Source organism: Enterovibrio qingdaonensis, assembly GCF_028683135.1.
Taxonomy (GTDB): domain Bacteria; phylum Pseudomonadota; class Gammaproteobacteria; order Enterobacterales; family Vibrionaceae; genus Enterovibrio; species Enterovibrio qingdaonensis.
The window spans coordinates 44,552-62,502 of sequence record NZ_JAJUBB010000011.1; the positions used below are offsets into that span (position 1 = coordinate 44,552).

The following is a 17,951-nucleotide window of genomic DNA, read 5'->3' on the forward strand; positions in this document are numbered from 1 at the left end:
AAAGCAGCATGGCAGACTCAGGTCAGTTTGATTTCGATAAGGACGTAGACCGCACAGCAAGTTGTAGCGACAAGTGGGACAAATACAAAGGCACTGACATTCTGCCAATGTGGGTAGCAGACAGCGATTTTCAGTCTCCACCCGCTGTGATTAACGCGCTACAAGAACGCGTCGCGCATGGCGTATTTGGCTACTCCCACGCATCTGACTCCCTGACTGAGATCTTTGTTAAGCGCATGGCCGACCGCTATAACTGGCACATTGAACCTGAATGGGTGGTATACCTCTCAGGGCTGGTTTGTGGACTGAATGTCGCGGCGCGCGCCCTGAGTGATGAAGGCCAAACCATCATCAGCCCCAGCCCAATCTATCCGCCGTTTATTTCCTCTGCCAAGTTTGCTGAAAGACCGCTGGTTAAAGCCCCTGTGGTGCTGAGAAACGGCCGTTGGCTGCCTGATCTTAAAGAAGCCGAAAAGCAACTCACCAGAAAAGGCGGACTGCTGCAAATGTGTAACCCGCTCAACCCCGGCGGCACGGTTTACCGAAAAGAAGAATTGGAAGAAACGCTCGCCTTTGCAGAAAAGCATGACTTGCTGGTGTGTTCAGACGAAATCCATTGCGACCTGATTTTAGACGGTCACCTGAAACACATTCCGTTTGCCAGTATCAATGAACGCACGGCACAGCGCAGCGTGACCTTGATGGCTCCCAGCAAGACCTTCAACATTGCTGGCCTTGGCGCATCGATTGCGATTATTCCGAACGCCAAAATTCGCCAGCGTTTTAAGAAAGTGAAGCGTGGCATTGTCCCCGGCGTTAATGTATTAGCTTTCACCGCCGCAGAAGCCGCGTACAAAGATGGCGAAGCGTGGCTACAAGAACAACTTTGCTACCTTGCAGGACACCGCGATCTGCTGATGCGTGAAATCAACGCGCTGCCTTACTTAAAGCTTGAGCACATTGAAGCTACCTATCTTGCGTGGATTGACTGCAGCGAACTGCCCGTAGACAACCCACACCGCTTTTTTGAAGAGGCTGGCGTCGGACTTTCACCCGGCCTAGATTTCGGAAACCGCAAGTTTGTCAGATTGAATTTCGGCTGTACCCGAAAAACGCTGGATGAAGCGTTGAGAAGGATTAAAGTAGCGGTTGAGGGGTTGAGTTGACGCGCTGTGAGGAAGTGAAAAATAGCATCTGTTGGGTGCTATTTTTCTTTGGGGGTTGCTTGTGTTGGTAAATGGTTTTTGGACAGAAACGAGCCAGTATAAAAGCTCTAATTTATCAATATTTGGCAATCAAACCTTATCAATCAGCTCTCAATATCTTCGGATAAACGGAGAGCATCCTCTAACTCAACACCCAAATATTTGATGGTGTTTTCGATTTTGGTGTGACCAAGCAAGAGCTGGATCGCTCGAATATTTTTGGTCTTCTGATAAATCAGTGTTGCTTTGGTTCGGCGCAGTGAGTGGGTTCCATATAGATCAGGGTTATGACCTAAAGCAAGTGCCCAACTCCGAATGATTCGACGGTAATATGAGTAGCTTAGAGATTGATGGGGCTTTCGTGGGCTTGGAAAAAGGTAGTCTTTAGGTTGAAGCTCTTGGTCTTTAATCCAATGACTCAGCGTTTGCTGTGTTCTCTGAGTGATTTCAAACTGAACGTCATTGCCAGTCTTTTTCTGAACATATTGGACACGGTTGAATACTAAGAAGTTAGATGAAACATCTGACACCGTTAATGATAAGAGGTCGCTTGAACGTAGCTTGCTATCGATTGCAAGGTTAAGAAGAGATAGTTCCATCAGATTATTACTGAGCTCTAAGCGAGTCCTAATCCGCCAAATTTCCTCTAATCTAAAAGGCTTTTTTACACCCGTTTTCTTGCACTCCATATGCTGATGCTCCCTCGTTGTACTGTTGTTAACAGACATCTAAACATGAAGTTTTATGAAAAAAGAGCGAACTTAGTTGTTCGCACGATGACATCTAGCTCGTGGGACTATTTTTTTGACCAAGCAAATTTCTCAAATACTTTATCTACTGGTGTGTGAGCAACGTGGTTTACGTAGTTGCTTGCTGATCACTTTTTGCGATAGACCAAGGATCACTTCAGAGGTGAGCTAACCATTCCAGCGACTTTTATCGCTCCCACTTCATCGTGTACTCAGAATGTCCCGTATGCTCATCCAACTGCTCACTGGTGGCGCTAAACCCTTGCTTTAGATAGAACTGATAGCTTGCTTGATTGGCTTTATAGACAGAAAGAGTCAGCGCATTTCTTTGAGACTTAACACGAGCGATTAACTCTTTGCCAATCCCTTTACCTTGATACTCAGGTGCAACAAAGATTGCCGCTAACATATCTTCGTATAGCGAGTAGAACCCTACAATCCCACCATTGTTTTCATACACATAGGTCTCAGATGCAGGGATGTAGATATCACGCATATTGGAAACTTGTGACTTCCAGAACTCTGCTGATACAAAATCGTGAGCCTTGATGGATGCATTAAGCCAAACCGTTAAAATGCGCTCAATATCTTCTGGTTTGAGTTTTCTAATCATTGCGAAATTCCGTTGATAAATTATGTGGTAATGTCTGCTATTGTCTCTAAGTCAGCGGTTTTAAGATTGAACATTTCCGACAGTCTTAATTGATGTTTGAAGTGACACCACCATAAACATCAATTGTTAACCCCCGTTCCTTTTCGTAAGCTTTAGGCGTTAATCCCAACTGCTTTTTTAGGTAGCGGATTAAATGGGGTTGGTCACTGAATCCAAATCGAAATGCTACATCTACCCAATCGAGTGCGTCTGAATCTCGCTGGTAAAGATACTCTAGCATTGCCTCTAATCGATTCATTGATTGGCACTGCTTTAGTGTCATTCCTGTCACTCTTTGAAAACTTCTCTCTAACGTTCGCTGTGAGCAAAAAAGCTGCGCTCCCAAATCGGAAATGGACTTACTATCAAGATGCTCTAAAGCTTGCCTAGTCAGTTCGCTATGCTTATCTTCAATACACTGTTTGAGCCAAGGTGCTAATCTCTTATCGAGCTGCTTGGCACATCTTTTCGGATTACTTCGAGCAAGCGTGAGTAACTCATCATCTAAATTTAATAAATGATCCAGCCCATTATCCTTTGCTATATCTTCAACCTGATCGAGTAGTGTGGACTGCTCTAACCGTGATGTTTGCTGAGAAAATTGAGGCAAGCTATACAAGGCACCAGTGTGGAATTTAATCCCAAGATGAACGAACGGATTAGTATGATCCAGTGCAATAGTCTGTTGATGAGGGTAGAGCCAATGACTGCCTGATCCAGTCGAAGCGCCCCCATTGAAATCATAACTATAGGGTTGATTTGGGGGCGAAATAATTAAGTGAGTACAAGGATCAGGATTCAGCTTAGGAAATGCGTAGCTCTCAGCATTTGGTTGCTTTTCTATCAGCCAATAACATTGAACATATTTAGCGACTGTTGGATCTTGTGGTGATAACAACCAATGGAGCATCCGTAATTCCTAAAAATTAGTAGGGCTGTCCATTATAAGACAGCCAAGCAGAGACAGAAATAATTTGTCACCCGTGTTTATTGCTTGAACTCAATCTGTACAATTCGATTGGCTGCTGTAAGACCCGCTCGCTTAATTACTTTTTGTGCGCCCACATTGCTGCTTTCGGTAGAACAAATTGGCGTTAAGTTACGTTCATTGGCGTTATTTACAAGCCAGTGAAGCACTTGAGTAGCCATGCCTTTCCCACGTTGTGATTGAGCAACAATCATGCCTAGATCGGCATATTCCTTTTGAAATTCGTCAAATAAGCGACATTCACCTGCGGCAAGTAACTCGTCTTCCTGCCAGTAACCAAACAGCTCTTTGCGGTTGATTAGGTTGCTGTAATAACCAGTTAGCCACTCTTTCGGCGCTCCGATATTAGCCACAGCAAATTCAACAAATTGCTCCAGTTTTTCAGTGGATGCTTGCTGTAGAAAAAGGTCAAATTGAGTGTTTTCATCGCTTTTTTCCATCTGCTGATACATCAAAGCATTGACTGCAAACTGTGAAGAGTTATCCATGCACAGCGATAGATATTGAGGCTCAGCCGTACTTACAAAAGCGCCTTTAACGTCACCTATGACAGAGCTGTTACCATCAGCAATTAGCGTAAATAGATCTTTTTGATCACTGTTCGCCACGGTGGATAGGAAAAATTGCAGCATGTAACCATCGCCGTTGATACAGCAGTACCCGACAAGAGCATCTTGTTCATAGAACCCGTAGTGAGTCGCCATTGGTGCGAAACCGAAATGCCACATACCATCTAAGGGAGCGGTAGACTGAGCAAAGTACGCTTGTTTTAAGGAATGAATCTGTTCTAGGTTGTCGATTGGTTTAATGTTTAACATCGTTTCTATCCTGCTTGCTATGCAACGACTTTACAAAAGAGCCTTGCTTTTCGATGTTACACATCATAGTTCTTGCTCTTAATGAGAGATTGAATAAAAACGACAACTTCTTATATGCACTTAGCTAGCATTAGGTAACGATGTCTCACTAAATAGAAATGGGACTGGAACGGTTTGGGGCAAAACGTGTCAGAACAGAGCCGCATTACACGAAATGGAGCAAACTCCATAACCAGCCCTACCCTCACCTTTTAAGCCTTGCACGTAACTCCGCTTCTTTGCGATCTGCACACTTCCAGACTTTGTCTGCGTTAATCGCAAACTGCCCAATCGCTATCCAGACCAGAACATAACCCCACGACATCCATTGCAGCCAAACAGGTGCATTCGGGCTAACTAATACGGCCATGACGGAAAAGGCAAGAATGGTACTAACGACGGTAAATAGCATGTGGTTAACCTATATTTGAAGCTGACACCTCCAGCATACACGGGGCTTAGGATTTCCAAACTTTTCAGAGAAGTCTATTAACTACAGCGATTTAATAGAGTCATCAAAGGGTGCGCTCGTCCAATAGTCACAAAAATAGCACCTGCCTCGGTGCTATTTTTGTCTGTCAGATTTGAGCGTTAGCGAAAGCTAAACGATGGGAATGTATATTTCGGTTCTGAGGTTTTCTGGCTTGGTTCTTCGTGGGTCGCGATTGAGATAGATATCAAAGCACGGAACATCCCTGAGTTGATAACCACTGTTCGGTAGCCACTCTTTGAAAATGTAGGTGTAGGTAGCGGCAAAGTTTTCGTGCGCACCTTTATGGAGAAACTTGGCGTACTTCCCGCCTGAAATGACCTGCTTTCGTACGTCTACATCGCTTGATACATCAGTGTCGATATCCAGACAGGCATCGTAGCGAATGCGTTCAGGGTCTGTCATATCTGGGTCGTCGTAAGATACGCCAAACAGTCTGACCTCTTTATTCATCAGCCTGTTCTTGTACGCAAATCCCATGAGTTTCCCCCACGCTTCGGAGGCGGCACTTGAATACTCGCCGCTTCCTCGGGCACTTATCACGGGTACATCGTTTAGTTCAACAATTTCTGGCGTCATGATTTCTATCCTTTCCGGTAATGGGCAATCCATCGGTCGATTGATTGAAATCATTTGTTTTCGGACGTCACTCGGACTCATCAAAAACTGTTTACGGAACGCTTTGTTAAACGAGGCTTGGTTTTCGTATCCGCACTTATACGCAATGTCTGAAATACTATCGCGGGTAAACTGAAGGTGCTTCACTGCTCGCTCAAGCAGTAGGCGTTTACGAAATGCGTAAACACTTTCTCCTGCATAGGCTTGAAAAAGTCGATGAAAATGGAACCTCGAATAAAAGGCAATTTCCGCCATCTGATTGCAGTCGATGTCTTCATCCAAGTTACGCTCGATAAAATGCAGCACGTGCTTCATTCTCTCGGCATTCAGATCATTACTCATTGTTTGTCCTTCACAAATGATTCAGTAACGATCCTATCGAGGTCGCTTAGTCATTACTTTTCCAAAGTTGCTAATCATCTCGCGCTCAAAACCCTTTCGGGCCAAAAAGATCAATGAGTAACACTCTACACGCTAGGGCTGTTAAAGAAACCGATCAGATAAAAAATCGATAATCGTGATGCGTTTTAGGCTCAGCTTGCAGTCCCAGTTTTTACGGTTCTCTTCAGGGTCGTCATGAACGTTTTAAAGTGCGGCATGAAATCTGAAAACAGCGGATGCTTACGGTTGTGCATCATCACCGGCCCCAGCAAACGCAGCGCGACACCGACTCTCGTTGCAGTTTCCGCTTCTAAACCACTTCCCTGCTTGAGCTTTTCAACAATCTTGAACACGTTTTCACGGTCTTGATAGTCAAATTGCAGTCTCTCGCCCTGTTCAACGCCGACTTCCTCAATCGTAATGCGATACTGCTTTTCTCTTTGAATCTTCGGGATCATAGGGTTTACCTCATTGATATTTGGGTTCAGCTATTGCAAGTAAATTCAACCCAACGACAGGCTCATCTTTCAGGCTTGCAACCGCCTCCAATTAAGTTGACAATATCAACTATAATTATTTAGTTGATGTTGTCAACCATATTCCGAAAGGGTCATCGTATATGTCTGCCACTAAAGCACCAGACACACTGTTCAAATTGGTTCATAGCTTGAAGCGTAACGTCCAAGAAAGTATTGAGAATTTGGATTTGGGCATCGCCCCGATGAACGTGCGAGTGTTGAAGATCATTGCGCACAAACCACACTGTACCGCCATAGATATTGCAAACGCCTTAGACAGAGATAAGGCGCAAGTTACCCGCCTTCTGAGCACATTGATAAACGCAGACTTGGTTGCGAAGGAACCTAACCCTGTAGACAAACGCAGCCAGTGTTTGCGGGTTACGGAAGGTGGTCAGGCAATTCTCGGTAAGATCTCTGGCATCGATAAAAAGATGTGGCAGCAGATGACCAGCGATGTTTCAGAGGAAGAAATGAAGGTGTTCCAAAATGTACTGGAGAAGATGGTGACTAACTTAACGGCAAAGTGAAACCCAATGGCAGATTGTGCTCAAATAGGTATTTGAGCACATCAAATTAGCCTTGATAAAGCAATTCAAACTCAGGGATGTTCTTCTCCCATATTGGCGTTTCTTCTCCGACAACCGCTTTCAATGTGTCGATAAAAAGCTTGGTTTTTATTGGCGCATCTCTGTGAGGGTAAACAGCGTAAAACGTGCCGAAATCTTCAAGCTCAAGGTGCGTCATGATTGGCACCAGCTTTCCTTCTAAAATTTCGTTTTGGATCATTTGAGCTGTTACAACGCCCAAGGTGTTACCAGCAACGACACTTTTCACTACCATTTCCACATCATTAACCTTATAACTGCCATTCAGTTGGAAATGCTGTCGCTGCCCTTCTGCATCTCGGTACCCAAACTTGTCAATCATCAACCCCGGTCCGGTATAAATCGTCGCGGGTAGCGATTCCAATTGCGCTAGCGTTGTCACCTCGCCATGTTTTTCAATAAACGACGGTGTCGCAACAATCAGCACGCGGCTTCGCGCAATCTTTCTCGTTATCAAACTAGAGTTCTTTGGCTTCCCAATGCGAAAACCAATGTCGAACCCTTCTTTCACCATATCCACGACACGATCTTCAAGCCGCAGTTCAAAATCGACCTCAGGGTAGGATTGTTGAAAAACAGAAATTGCGTCCTGAACGTATTGCCGCCCGAACATTGAAGAGCTTGTGATGCGAAGAAGCCCGCGAGGTTCAGCATGGTAGTTTTGCGCCAATCGTTCCGTTTCATTCAGAAGTGAGCGAAGCTGTCGCGCTTGATTCACCATTTCATTGCCCGCTGCCGTTAATGACAAGGAGCGTGTCGTTCGGTTCAACAGACGAACCCCTAGCTCATCTTCTAGCCGCGAAATGTGTTTTGAAATCACAGAGCGATCGACATTTTTCTGCTCTGACACTTTGGTAAAGGAGCCCAGCTCAACCACTTCTAACAGCAGGAGAAGACGACTAGGAAAATCCATAAACACCCTTTGTTGCCATTTGAGCACCAATGTGATGCCAATATGATTATTTTTCTTACCCTATCACAGTTTTAAAGTAGCTACATGAAACGCAAACGCGCTTCTCCCTAACATTCAGAGGAAATGGCTATGACAAAGCTCAACATCAAAAAGAACAATGGCATTGCAACCGTCACTATCAACAACGCACCAGTGAATGTGTTGACCATCGATCTGATTAATGAAATCAATGCATTTGTGTTATCACTGGAAGATGACCGCGACACGAAAGTGGTGGTATTCAAATCTGCGCACGAATCGTTCTTCCTCGCACATTTGGACTTGAACGTAATTAATGGCACGCAAGGCGGTCAATCTGCCTCTATCGAATTCAATCACATGATTGCGAACATCAAAGCGATGAAACAAGTCTCTATCGCCGTGGTTGATGGCGTGGCACGTGGCGGCGGTAATGAGTTTGTGATGGCATGTGACCTGGCGTATGGCACAGAAAATGCGGCGTTTGCTCAACCTGAAATTCACGTGAATATTCCAACAGGTGGACAAGGAGCAGTCCAATTTGCACGCAGAATGGGTAAAAACAAAGCGCTTCAGGCATTGCTGCTTGGCAATGACTTTACGGCTCAAGAAGCGGAAGCACGCAATATCATTACTCAGTTCGTGCCAAAAGCTGAAATGGATACGTTTCTGGAAACCGTATTAACGGTTATCGCATCGCTCGAAGTCCGTGACATTGTGATGTACAAAGACATCATTCATACCTCGATTGTCGATGAAGATGCAGGTGCAGAACTGGAATTGCGTTACTTCTTGGAACGCGCCAAAGAACAAAAAACGGCGAACATCATCGCTGCGTTTTTGAAACACGGCGGCCAAACAGAGCGTGAGGCGAAAGACATTCAGGGTATTTTTGTTGATACAGCAACTGAATTGTCTGAATAGCAGTAACAGACCACCCTCCTAGCCTGCGTGGGAGGGTGCATCATTTGAGCAAGGGTTGATTAGCTTTGTGTGTTTACGTGACGTTAGATTACGCCTTCACTTGCTTTGAATCCTGAGCATCCACATCTTCTGATGAGTTCGATTTATTGTGAAGCCAAAGTCCTGTCGCTTTCATCAAGTAACCAAACACGCCACCAAGTAGCAAAGACGGCACGACAAGTTGCCAATCGCCACCCGCTGCGAATGTCGCACAGCAACCGATAAAGGTGCCCGGAATATACCCCAGCCAGGCTTGTTTCGCTTGAATGCACATAAGGAAAGCAACAATAGCCGTGATCACGTAACCTAAAATCTCTAACCCTGCAAAGGTCGAGCTTTCAATAATCACCATCGCCCAGAATACGCCAGTCATGTTGGTCAATAGGCTACCTGCTAGTCCTTTTACGCCACCCGTTGGCGATGCAAAGTAGCTGGTGCAGCCCAAGAAGCCGGCCCATGACAATAAGCCGAAAGAGATGGCAATCCACCCCCATAGACCTGACAAAATACCGGTTGTTAACGAAATCGCGACCAATGTACTCATACTATTTCTAAAGCCTGACTGCGAACTCTTCGCAACTGGTTTTAGCCTCACTCAAAATCAAGTAGGCATACTATGAGAGAATAGCATTTATTAAGATGATCATGATCACACTAACAATGTATGGTAATGATTCAATGCAACAGATTAGTGATGTTAATCACCATTCATGCGGTCTTTTGTTAACGTCATGTTGGTCACATACCCTGTGAGCATGGGTGTTATTACGCAGGTTGTTCGCTGCGTACTTTCTTACTTTTCTTTAGCGATAAGCCGTCGCGAATATTTAGGCTAATCATAGTGAGGTTCACCGCACCGCCCACCAGCTCCAAAGCTTGTACAGACCAGAAGAAGGCATCAAATTCACCGGCTTCGGATTTGAAATACAAGTAAACGGCAGCAGGTACCATCACGAGCAAACCCGTCATCGACGCTATTCTCATGCGCAACTGTTTCGCGCCAATAACGCCTTTCCCTTTGTTTGGATATAACTTTTTACCCGTTGCACCCGTTATCATCATGAACATCATCATGACAGGTAAAAGCGATGCGATGACCGCTTTGACGGTCGTCACTTGATCGACGGTTCCAAACAATTTGGCAATCACCGTTGAGCTAAAAAAGCTGATAATGGTCAGCAACGCTAATGCGCCCGCACCACGGTGAATATTCACCAATACTTGTCGTTTCACTGGGCTATCCTCTATTACCATTTCGCTTTAAAGCTACGGTGACAACTCTTGCAGCTACGGTCGGCACTTTTTATCGCCGATGTTAATGCCTTAGGATCTTGCTCATTGGCGGCAATCACCATGGCTTCATAATTTTGCTCAAGTGAATGAAGGCCAGATTCAAACTTGTCCCACTTACTCCACACTGAGGCTTTGCTTTTGCTCCCTTCCACGCTGCCTTCCGGGAACATAGTGGGTAACTCCACCATAATCTTTGCGTTTTCTAACGCCAGCGTTTTGATTTTCTCCCAGTCACTGTCGCGACCATCTTCAAGTTTTTTCATGGTTCTAAGGTTGTCTGCCATCGACAAGAATGCACTCTGACGCACTTCAACCTGCGATGAGAAATCCGTCGCGTTAGCACTGCCAATTAACAGAGACGCCACAACACCTAGTGACATAAAAGATAGGTTTTTCATCGTGATATTCATTCTGCTATCGGTCTCATCTGGAAATATTCTGTTTCATCTTTGTTATGAATTAGGGTGGAGTCACGTCTGTATTCATGCTTTCATATTGCTCACATTCCGCTCAGCAACCTGACGTTGCTCTCTCCCCCGCTTCCTGTTGAGATACAATTTACACAACAACTATTGCCTACGCAACAATTGCAATGTAAATTAACGTCAATGCATTTTTAGTAGAGAAAGCGTGATGAAGATTTGGGATCTCCCTACCCGCGTATATCACTGGCTACAAGCCGCCCTTTTTACGTTATTAGCGATAAGCGGATTTAGTGGAAACGGCCCGCATGAATTGTTCGGCATCGGGCTTGCGTGTCTTGTTGTCTGGCGAATCACATGGGGCATCGCGGGCAGCGAAACGAGCCGATTTAAACAATTCGTTCGCTCACCCAGCACGGTTATTCGCTACCTAAAAGGGGAACATGCTCATCATGGTGTCGGTCACAACCCCGCCGGCGGTTGGATGGTAACCTTGATGCTCAGCCTACTCGTTGCTCAGTGTTTTATTGGCATGTCTCTGGCGGGCTTTTTCGACCCACTTCTTCACGATGACAGCATCCTCTACGACATCGACTTGCTGGTTTCACTTCACATTTTGCTTGCCTACGCGCTGGTTGCTAGCGTCGTTTTCCATGTAGCAGCTATCGTGATTTACAAAATGAAAGGGAAACCCTTGGTAAAAGCGATGGTTACCGGAAAGCAGGCATCATTGATCGATAGCGCGGGTATCATTTTCAGATCAAATATTCGTGCTGTTATACTGTTGGGCATTGTCGGCGGCGCAATGCGCGTGCTGCTGAACCTATAAGCAAAAAGAGAATGACAGTGAGCGAATTTGATCGCCAAACTAGCTTTGGCTGGCTAATTAACGTGGTGGCAGGTCAGGCAGAAAAACATTTGGATGCCGAGCTGAAAAAACACGGTTTGACCGTCGCACTTTGGCCCACAATGATGTGCCTTTGGGAAGAAGAAGGCGTTACGCAACGCCAGATTGCGCAAAAAGCCAAAGTCGAAAGCTCGACAACGACCCGCACGCTCGACAAACTCGAAAAACTCGAATTGGTTGAGCGTCGCGCCGACCCAGACAGTCGCCGCAACTACCGCATTTTCCTGACGCAGAAAGGCAAAGACTTGCAACCTCACGTTGCTCATTTGCCTGTCGACATTAACGCCGTACTGTTAGCATCATTGGATGACAGCGAACAAGCGCAGTTGGTCGGGCTACTGCAAAAAGTGGTTCACACCATCGAATATTGAAAATCGTCGATATCAAAAAAAAGCACCTTAGGGTGCTTTTTTCGTGTTAGGCATCAATCGTCGAACTGCATTTCTCCCGCAGAACTCCCATCAGAGTACTTGCCGACCCATTTACCCACTTTTTCGCCTGCGCGGAAGCTGCCCGTCCACATTACGGTTTTGCTTGTTTCAGGAAGAATGGTCTGCCATTCGCCCTCTTCTTTGCCATCGACGAAGTTACCTTTCGACCAAAGCGTTCCGTCATCATCGTACAATTCAAAAGGCCCATGCTGAATGCCGTTGGAATAGGTTTCCAATTTCTCCAACCCACCATAGCGGAAGTATTTTTTCACTTCACCATGGTATTCCCCTTTCTTGTTGTAGTTGATGGTGCGTTTACCGTCCCAATTACGTTCCCAGTAGCCGTATTCTACGCCTTCAAAATACTCACCCTGCTCGATGATTTCACCAAACTGCGTAAGAGCAAATTTGCCATGAGGAACACCATGTTTATAGTGTTGCGACTTCGCCTTATGGTCGACCAATTGCGTGAGATACAAATTGTGGTATTTCCCATCGACTGTTTCAGTGCGATGAGTTAACTCACCCTCAACAAAGGATTCAGAGAGTCTCCACGCTTTGCTTTCATCTTCTTGTTCCCTTGAAACAACCTTACCGTCTTTATATCTGTATTCATCACTGATTCGGTTCTGGTTTTCATCAAAGCTGATGGAAAGTGCGAACACTTTCTCGCCACGTTGATTAAACTCTTTTTTCGCAATCAAGCGACTGTCAGCGTTGTACTCATAAATGGCTTGAACAACATCACTTTGCTCGTGAAACACGCGCTGCTCACCCACATTTTTCCCGTTAACATAACTGACAATCTGGGTGGTATTTCCAGACTCATCATATTCGCTAGAAACGCCGTTTAATTCGCCATTGGCAAAGTGCTGTTTGGAAGACAACTGACCGTTGGCATGCCAGGTGAGCGTCTCCCCATGCTTCTCGCCATTTCTATAATTTTCCTGTTCAATTTTGTTCCCCGCTTCGTCATAGCGAAGAAAAACACCTTCATATTTGTTGAATGCAGATTGCCCTTCACTCTTGAGCTGGCCACCATAGTAATACGCTTTGTACTTTCCATGACGCTTGCCATGTTGGAAGTTCATTTCATAGTTAATATTGGCATTTTCAAAATAGTTGAACGTGGGTCCATGCATCTCATCATCGAGCCACGTTGTCAGGGTCATGACGGAGCCATTTCCCCGATACTGCAGGCTTTCTCCGGTTTTTTTCCCATCCAGCATTTCAAACTGTTCAGACAAATGACCATTTGAATAGAAGACCTTCTGCGTCCCTTCCAATACACCATTTACATAATGCTGCTCTTTCTTTAGAACACCAGAAGAATAAGTCTGCTGCACGCCATGCAGATTTCCTTCACTGTTTCGGTGCCCCTTACGTTTAATGATGCCTTGCCATGTGTAGTACTCAAAATCACCGACGATATTTGCTTTCCCCGGCACGGGTGCGTTAAACGCTCCTTTAAAATAGGCCGTGTTGTAGTCAATGTAATAAATAACCGCAGGCCAGGTTCCGTTTTGCTCGGTGAGAGGCTCTCTCATGTAATAGGTGGCTTTCTTATCGTCAGACACCAACGCGAACTTGCTATCAAGTAATAGGCTTTCGGCAAAAACAGGTGACATCATGAACAATGAACTCACCATGAGTCCAAACAGAGTTAAGTAACGCATCAGTTCCTCTTTTGGCGTTGTAGAGCGGCAGAGAGTTTGAGAGAACAAGGCACCCTTGGGTGCCTTGGTATTTTTAACTATTGTCACCGAATATAGATAAGCCTTTATCATCACTCATCACAAGGCTTCCCATGCTATAAATCTCTGAATAGTAGATCTTGCCATCGGTGCCGTAGCTGTCGGTGTTTCCGTCCCTTTCGTCATCGACATAACGTACGATGAGCTTCAGGTTTCCACTTTCGCCAAAATAGTAGAATGCGCCTTGCTTTCGACCTAACTCATCGAATTGCTCGCGGCCCATTTCATACCCTGCGCCGGAGCGCGCAAACCATTTCCCGACTTTAATTCCGTCTTGATATTCACCAGACCAAATTCTAACGTCGTACTCATACTCTTCTTGATGTTGCCATTGGCCATCCCGCTTGCCGTCAATATAGTTACCTTTAGCGAGTAACCCGCCTTCGTCGCTGTAATTTTCGGTAAGGCCATGTAGTTGGCCATTGCGGTACTGCTCGCTCACGGTTTGTCTGCCATCCGCATTAATCGAGGTTAGCTCGCCATGTAATTGACCCTTACGGTTGTAGTTCTCGGTGCGAACAATTCCGTCAAAGTGCCATACCCACGAACCGCTCTTTTTGCCGTTGTAGTAGGTGCCACTTTCTATCGTGTCGCCCACCGGCGTAACAACAAAGTATTTGCCATGTCGAACGCCGTGCTTGTAATGGGTCGTTTCCACGTTATCCGTGAAGACATCGATTTGGATAAAGACGTTATGACGCTTACCAGCTACCTCTTCCTCCCGGCGCGTCAGATTCCCTTCCTCGTCAAAGCGCTCTTCTAGCTGCCATTTCTTGTGTTCGTTTTCTTGGATGCGTGAAACAAGCACCGAATTGCGATACTCCTTTTCATCACTAATGCGTTTTTTGTTCTTAAATGACGCAACGTATTCGTAGGTTTTAGCACCTTCTTCGTTAAAACGAACTCTGTCCGTTACCTCTCCATCTTTATTGATATTGGCCGCTTCTTGAACCGCGTCAACCCGGTCAAAATAACTGCGCTGTGAACCAACCTGTATGCCTTTAACAAGGTAATTAACGCGCTTCAAATTGCCAGACGCATAGTAGTGCGTCACCGAGCCATGCTGCTTTCCGTACGCGTAGTTTTCTTCATAGCGCAATTTGTCTTCTGCATACCACCCGCGAACAACACCGTGCTTTTTGTCATTTCGGAAGGCGGTTTCAAGGTATAAAAAACCATTCTCGCTGTAGGAATACCCGATGCCTTCTCGCTTATCATTCACATAATTGACGCGATGAGAAACTTGCCCATTTTCGTAGTAGCTCGTGTACTCGCCGTGCACCCTATCCATCTTGTGATGAACGCTGTAGCTAACCGTGCCGTTTCGGGAGTAATACAGTTGTCGGCCATCGGTTTTACCATCCACATAGTTAAAACGGTGCGACACCGTGCCATCTTCGAAGTAATAGAGGTTTTCTCCGACAACAATGCCGTTCTTATTGGTGTACTCTTCTTCAACCTGACCGCTCGGGTAAAAGGTTCGGGTTATGCCATGCCTTTTACTCGCGACAAACTCAGCCTCTTCAGTTAACACGCCGTTTTCATCATAAAAACGGGTTAATCCTTCATACTGACCTTTTTCGTTGCGGCTACCTGTAGAAAGCAAATTGCCGTTGTCATGATAGATCTTGTACTCACCCACGGATTTCCCCGTGGAAATATCACCACTATTAAACGTACCTTCAAAGTTGAGTATCTCACCGCCTTGGAAATAGACACTGACAGGCCACACACCATCACGCTCCACCAGCGGTTCGCGGAGATAGTAGCTGGCTTGAGATTCTGACTTAACAATATTCCAATCGTCATCAAGCCAAATTGGCGAAGCCCAAACGGTCAACGCGCTGAACATGCTCGCAAGGACGAGCGAACGAACCAATAATCGTTGCATCTTCTTATCCTTTTTTCAGCGGTGGGAAAGTCGTCACGAAGGTTCTCTCTAAAGGCTCACCTTCTATTTTGAAGTACTCAGCACGGGATATTTTGCCGGACATTTTGATATACGTATCATCAAACAAAACCTCTGTAATGGGTCTATCGTCAACGGTAAATACATTGCCGTGGGTATCAATCGGCAAGAGTTGTTGGCCTGACTTGTCGGAAATGCGATAGCGACTGACAAACTGCTTAAGCGTTTGATTTTTATCGAAGCCTTCCACGGTATTCACGTCAATCAACCAAGGAAAAGTGCTTGTTGTAAGCGCGACATCCCCCCACGATGGCTTTCCTTCACATGCTAAGCGTGTCGTGACTTCTAAATCGTAGAAATAGCGTCTGATGCCATCTGGCGTCATCAGTTGATATGCCGTCGAGTTTTTCGCAATTTTGGATGGCGCACCGGCGACGTCATTGTTCGTCATTGGTTGCGGTTTCCAGACCAATTTGTGGCCATTAATCTCAGGCGCATTCTCAATGCTGAATTGGCACACGTTCTCCCACTCATAAGGCAGTGCAACCGCCGCATTTTGAGCAGACTCGGTTTCCAAACTCAAATCACCGGTAAAGCTAAATGTTGTGTTGTTTTGGCTTGGTTTTTTGATGTCTGATTCGACAACCACGTAGCCGTAGTCTGGTGATACATCCATTGGCGGCATTTCAGCACTCGACAAGAACAACGATTTCTCAACGAAAACCACGTCACGCGAGAAACTCACGTCTTTGCTTTGGCTATGCACAAGGAAGGTAACGTTTGTCGGCGCCTCTGAAAGCTTCACCGCGATCGTTCTTTCTGTCGTCGCAGGGTCTCCCAAATAGCTAAACATTTGTTTGGCACTAGGCATAAACCACTGAGGAAGGCTCTCTGGTTGCAGGAAACTGATTTGCCCCTGCATGCCACCAATGTCCAATGCCAACTGGCTGTGTTCGGTGTCGGTGTACTCTAGTAAGTACTCATTTTGCGTATCCGCAACCTTTGTCGCCGTCAGTGTGATGTCACCGAGTTGAAAGGTTTGTTTTTCGCTTTGTGTCCACTGCACGTTATGACGCTTCGACGACACGTCATAGTAATCAACCCGCGCAGAGATTGTTTCAATGTCCTTTATCGCTTCTTGCTTGCTCCAACCAAGCGGCATCACGTTTGCAGATACATTCATTTGCTCATCAAGGAACTGCTGATCGAGTGGGAAGGCGAGTGCAATGTCGATTGGCTTACCGCCGGAGGAAGCACTTGCATCACGAAATACGATCTTACCAATTTGCGTGTCTTCAGTAAGATCTGTGGCGAAAGCAACCTGAAACCCTTCGTGATTTTCGTACATCATGCCGCGGTCATACGGCAATACATCGTCGAGGTTAAGCACGACGGGGGCTTGCTTACCCTCCGACAACGGCGGGATATCAAACCAATAGCGTTCATCGTCATAGTAGGCGTTGTAAAAGATCTCTGCGAACGTCCCTATTGGTTCCTCTTCGGGGTGCATTGCCAACGCAAATTGCGTCATCTTGGTGGCACCGAACACCTCGACGGGCACGTTCATGACAAGCAGCACTTTTTCAAACCAACCGTTTTCACGGCTAATTTCAAGTTGGCCATAAAGCTGTGTCTTTGCGTCGTCCTCGGATTGAGAAGAGACAGTGACAAACAAGGATTTCTCTGTGACTTTTTGAACGGTTAACGTGGCCGATTCACCATGAAAATGCGGCAACGCAATCTGGCTACCCTCTTCTACGGGAATCGACTGAAGGAATCCCGGCGTATTCATGGTCGATTGCAGGCCGTTGATTAAGACTTGCCCACCTTGAGCGACGAACGTTTGCCATTGATCGGTATTCTTGGCTTTAAAATCTGTCAGTTCCCCACTTTTGCCATTCAAAGAAAGATCAAAACCGGACGAAAATACCTGTTGAATTCGGTCATTACCGTGTGGCGACTCGATACTAGAGAAACCTGAAGAACCGACGCCTAATTGCAAGTGCTCTGGCGTAACGTGCAATTTCAGCGTATCGCCCACCTGATCAACCCGGTAATGCACCAAGCTCTGGCTAAGCATCAACGTGACTGGCTCCCGTTCTGCATCTCGCGCTGTATGGGCATAAACCCAATAGCGTTTTTCATCGCCCTGTTCTGGTGAAAAGGTGACGGACTCGCCGCAGGCAGTGAGGGTAAAAATAACAGGAAGGAAAAGTGCTTTTAAACAGTTAGTTAGGTACATCCATTTATCCCATAACAAAGTAAATTCTGAGCT

19 protein-coding genes and 1 pseudogene are annotated in these 17,951 nt (G+C 45.8%); 5 read left to right on the forward strand and 15 right to left on the reverse strand.

Annotated features, from left to right (window positions below; translation table 11 throughout):
* Nucleotides 1-8 precede the first annotated feature (8 nt).
* Nucleotides 9-1,166, forward strand: coding sequence for a MalY/PatB family protein (locus LRP49_RS15360; protein ID WP_274143187.1), 1,158 nt, complete (start codon nucleotides 9-11; stop codon nucleotides 1,164-1,166).
* Nucleotides 1,167-1,309: 143 nt separating this feature from the next.
* Here LRP49_RS15360 and LRP49_RS15365 read toward each other — a convergent pair whose 3' ends face one another.
* The 8 genes and pseudogenes from LRP49_RS15365 to LRP49_RS15400 all read right to left on the reverse strand — a co-directional run bounded on the left by LRP49_RS15365 (nucleotide 1,310) and on the right by LRP49_RS15400 (nucleotide 6,398).
* Entirely contained in the window at nucleotides 1,310-1,894 is a 585-nt protein-coding gene (locus LRP49_RS15365) for a tyrosine-type recombinase/integrase (protein WP_274143188.1), read from the reverse strand.
* 107 nt (nucleotides 1,895-2,001) lie between these two features.
* Nucleotides 2,002-2,113, reverse strand: a pseudogene (locus LRP49_RS15370) (carboxymuconolactone decarboxylase family protein); the annotation flags it as partial.
* Between the two features lie 28 nt (nucleotides 2,114-2,141).
* Entirely contained in the window at nucleotides 2,142-2,567 is a 426-nt protein-coding gene (locus tag LRP49_RS15375) for an N-acetyltransferase (RefSeq protein WP_274143189.1), read from the reverse strand.
* Nucleotides 2,568-2,652: 85 nt separating this feature from the next.
* On the reverse strand, nucleotides 2,653-3,516 hold the full coding sequence (locus LRP49_RS15380) for a helix-turn-helix domain-containing protein (RefSeq protein ID WP_274143190.1): 864 nt from the start codon (nucleotides 3,514-3,516) through the stop codon (nucleotides 2,653-2,655).
* A gap of 77 nt (nucleotides 3,517-3,593) precedes the next feature.
* Nucleotides 3,594-4,412, reverse strand: coding sequence for a GNAT family N-acetyltransferase (locus tag LRP49_RS15385; protein ID WP_274143191.1), 819 nt, complete (start codon nucleotides 4,410-4,412; stop codon nucleotides 3,594-3,596).
* Nucleotides 4,413-4,656: 244 nt separating this feature from the next.
* Nucleotides 4,657-4,863, reverse strand: coding sequence for a hypothetical protein (locus LRP49_RS15390; RefSeq protein WP_274143192.1), 207 nt, complete (start codon nucleotides 4,861-4,863; stop codon nucleotides 4,657-4,659).
* 189 nt (nucleotides 4,864-5,052) lie between these two features.
* Nucleotides 5,053-5,901 carry an AraC family transcriptional regulator gene (locus tag LRP49_RS15395; RefSeq protein ID WP_274143193.1) on the reverse strand — a complete coding sequence of 283 codons (849 nt, stop codon included), beginning with the start codon at nucleotides 5,899-5,901 and terminating at the stop codon, nucleotides 5,053-5,055.
* A 191-nt stretch (nucleotides 5,902-6,092) separates the two neighbouring features.
* A complete protein-coding gene (locus LRP49_RS15400; protein ID WP_274143194.1) occupies nucleotides 6,093-6,398 on the reverse strand; it encodes a DUF3861 domain-containing protein in 306 nt (101 codons plus the stop codon).
* 161 nt (nucleotides 6,399-6,559) lie between these two features.
* On the opposite strand from LRP49_RS15400, the gene LRP49_RS15405 reads away from it, so the two are divergent.
* Nucleotides 6,560-6,988 carry a MarR family winged helix-turn-helix transcriptional regulator gene (locus LRP49_RS15405; protein ID WP_274143195.1) on the forward strand — a complete coding sequence of 143 codons (429 nt, stop codon included), beginning with the start codon at nucleotides 6,560-6,562 and terminating at the stop codon, nucleotides 6,986-6,988.
* Between the two features lie 46 nt (nucleotides 6,989-7,034).
* Here the strand turns inward: LRP49_RS15405 and LRP49_RS15410 are convergent, their stop codons facing one another.
* Nucleotides 7,035-7,979, reverse strand: coding sequence for a LysR family transcriptional regulator (locus LRP49_RS15410; protein ID WP_274143196.1), 945 nt, complete (start codon nucleotides 7,977-7,979; stop codon nucleotides 7,035-7,037).
* A gap of 129 nt (nucleotides 7,980-8,108) precedes the next feature.
* On the opposite strand from LRP49_RS15410, the gene LRP49_RS15415 reads away from it, so the two are divergent.
* Entirely contained in the window at nucleotides 8,109-8,921 is an 813-nt protein-coding gene (locus tag LRP49_RS15415) for an enoyl-CoA hydratase/isomerase family protein (RefSeq protein WP_274143197.1), read from the forward strand.
* A gap of 88 nt (nucleotides 8,922-9,009) precedes the next feature.
* On the opposite strand, the gene LRP49_RS15420 is transcribed toward LRP49_RS15415, so the two are convergent.
* The 3 genes from LRP49_RS15420 to LRP49_RS15430 form a co-directional block, all read right to left on the reverse strand.
* Nucleotides 9,010-9,504: a DUF1097 domain-containing protein gene (locus LRP49_RS15420; protein ID WP_274143198.1), complete on the reverse strand. Its 495-nt coding sequence runs from the start codon at nucleotides 9,502-9,504 to the stop codon at nucleotides 9,010-9,012.
* 221 nt (nucleotides 9,505-9,725) lie between these two features.
* Nucleotides 9,726-10,193 carry a hypothetical protein gene (locus LRP49_RS15425; protein WP_274143199.1) on the reverse strand — a complete coding sequence of 156 codons (468 nt, stop codon included), beginning with the start codon at nucleotides 10,191-10,193 and terminating at the stop codon, nucleotides 9,726-9,728.
* 14 nt (nucleotides 10,194-10,207) lie between these two features.
* Nucleotides 10,208-10,651, reverse strand: coding sequence for a c-type cytochrome (locus LRP49_RS15430; protein ID WP_274143200.1), 444 nt, complete (start codon nucleotides 10,649-10,651; stop codon nucleotides 10,208-10,210).
* 235 nt (nucleotides 10,652-10,886) lie between these two features.
* Here LRP49_RS15430 and LRP49_RS15435 point away from each other — a divergent pair, with 235 nt between their 5' ends.
* Together LRP49_RS15435 and LRP49_RS15440 are read left to right on the forward strand one after the other, a co-directional pair.
* A complete protein-coding gene (locus LRP49_RS15435; RefSeq protein WP_274143201.1) occupies nucleotides 10,887-11,504 on the forward strand; it encodes a cytochrome b/b6 domain-containing protein in 618 nt (205 codons plus the stop codon).
* 11 nt (nucleotides 11,505-11,515) lie between these two features.
* Nucleotides 11,516-11,953 (forward strand): MarR family winged helix-turn-helix transcriptional regulator, encoded by a 438-nt coding sequence (locus LRP49_RS15440; protein WP_274143202.1) that lies wholly within the window; start codon nucleotides 11,516-11,518, stop codon nucleotides 11,951-11,953.
* Between the two features lie 53 nt (nucleotides 11,954-12,006).
* Here LRP49_RS15440 and LRP49_RS15445 read toward each other — a convergent pair whose 3' ends face one another.
* The 3 genes from LRP49_RS15445 to LRP49_RS15455 all read right to left on the reverse strand — a co-directional run bounded on the left by LRP49_RS15445 (nucleotide 12,007) and on the right by LRP49_RS15455 (nucleotide 17,918).
* Nucleotides 12,007-13,689 carry a toxin-antitoxin system YwqK family antitoxin gene (locus LRP49_RS15445; RefSeq protein WP_274143203.1) on the reverse strand — a complete coding sequence of 561 codons (1,683 nt, stop codon included), beginning with the start codon at nucleotides 13,687-13,689 and terminating at the stop codon, nucleotides 12,007-12,009.
* A 73-nt stretch (nucleotides 13,690-13,762) separates the two neighbouring features.
* Entirely contained in the window at nucleotides 13,763-15,658 is a 1,896-nt protein-coding gene (locus LRP49_RS15450) for a toxin-antitoxin system YwqK family antitoxin (protein ID WP_274143204.1), read from the reverse strand.
* A 4-nt stretch (nucleotides 15,659-15,662) separates the two neighbouring features.
* The gene (locus LRP49_RS15455; RefSeq protein ID WP_274143205.1) at nucleotides 15,663-17,918 is read right to left on the reverse strand and encodes a hypothetical protein; all 2,256 of its coding nucleotides are present in this window, start codon (nucleotides 17,916-17,918) and stop codon (nucleotides 15,663-15,665) included.
* Nucleotides 17,919-17,951 lie beyond the last annotated feature (33 nt).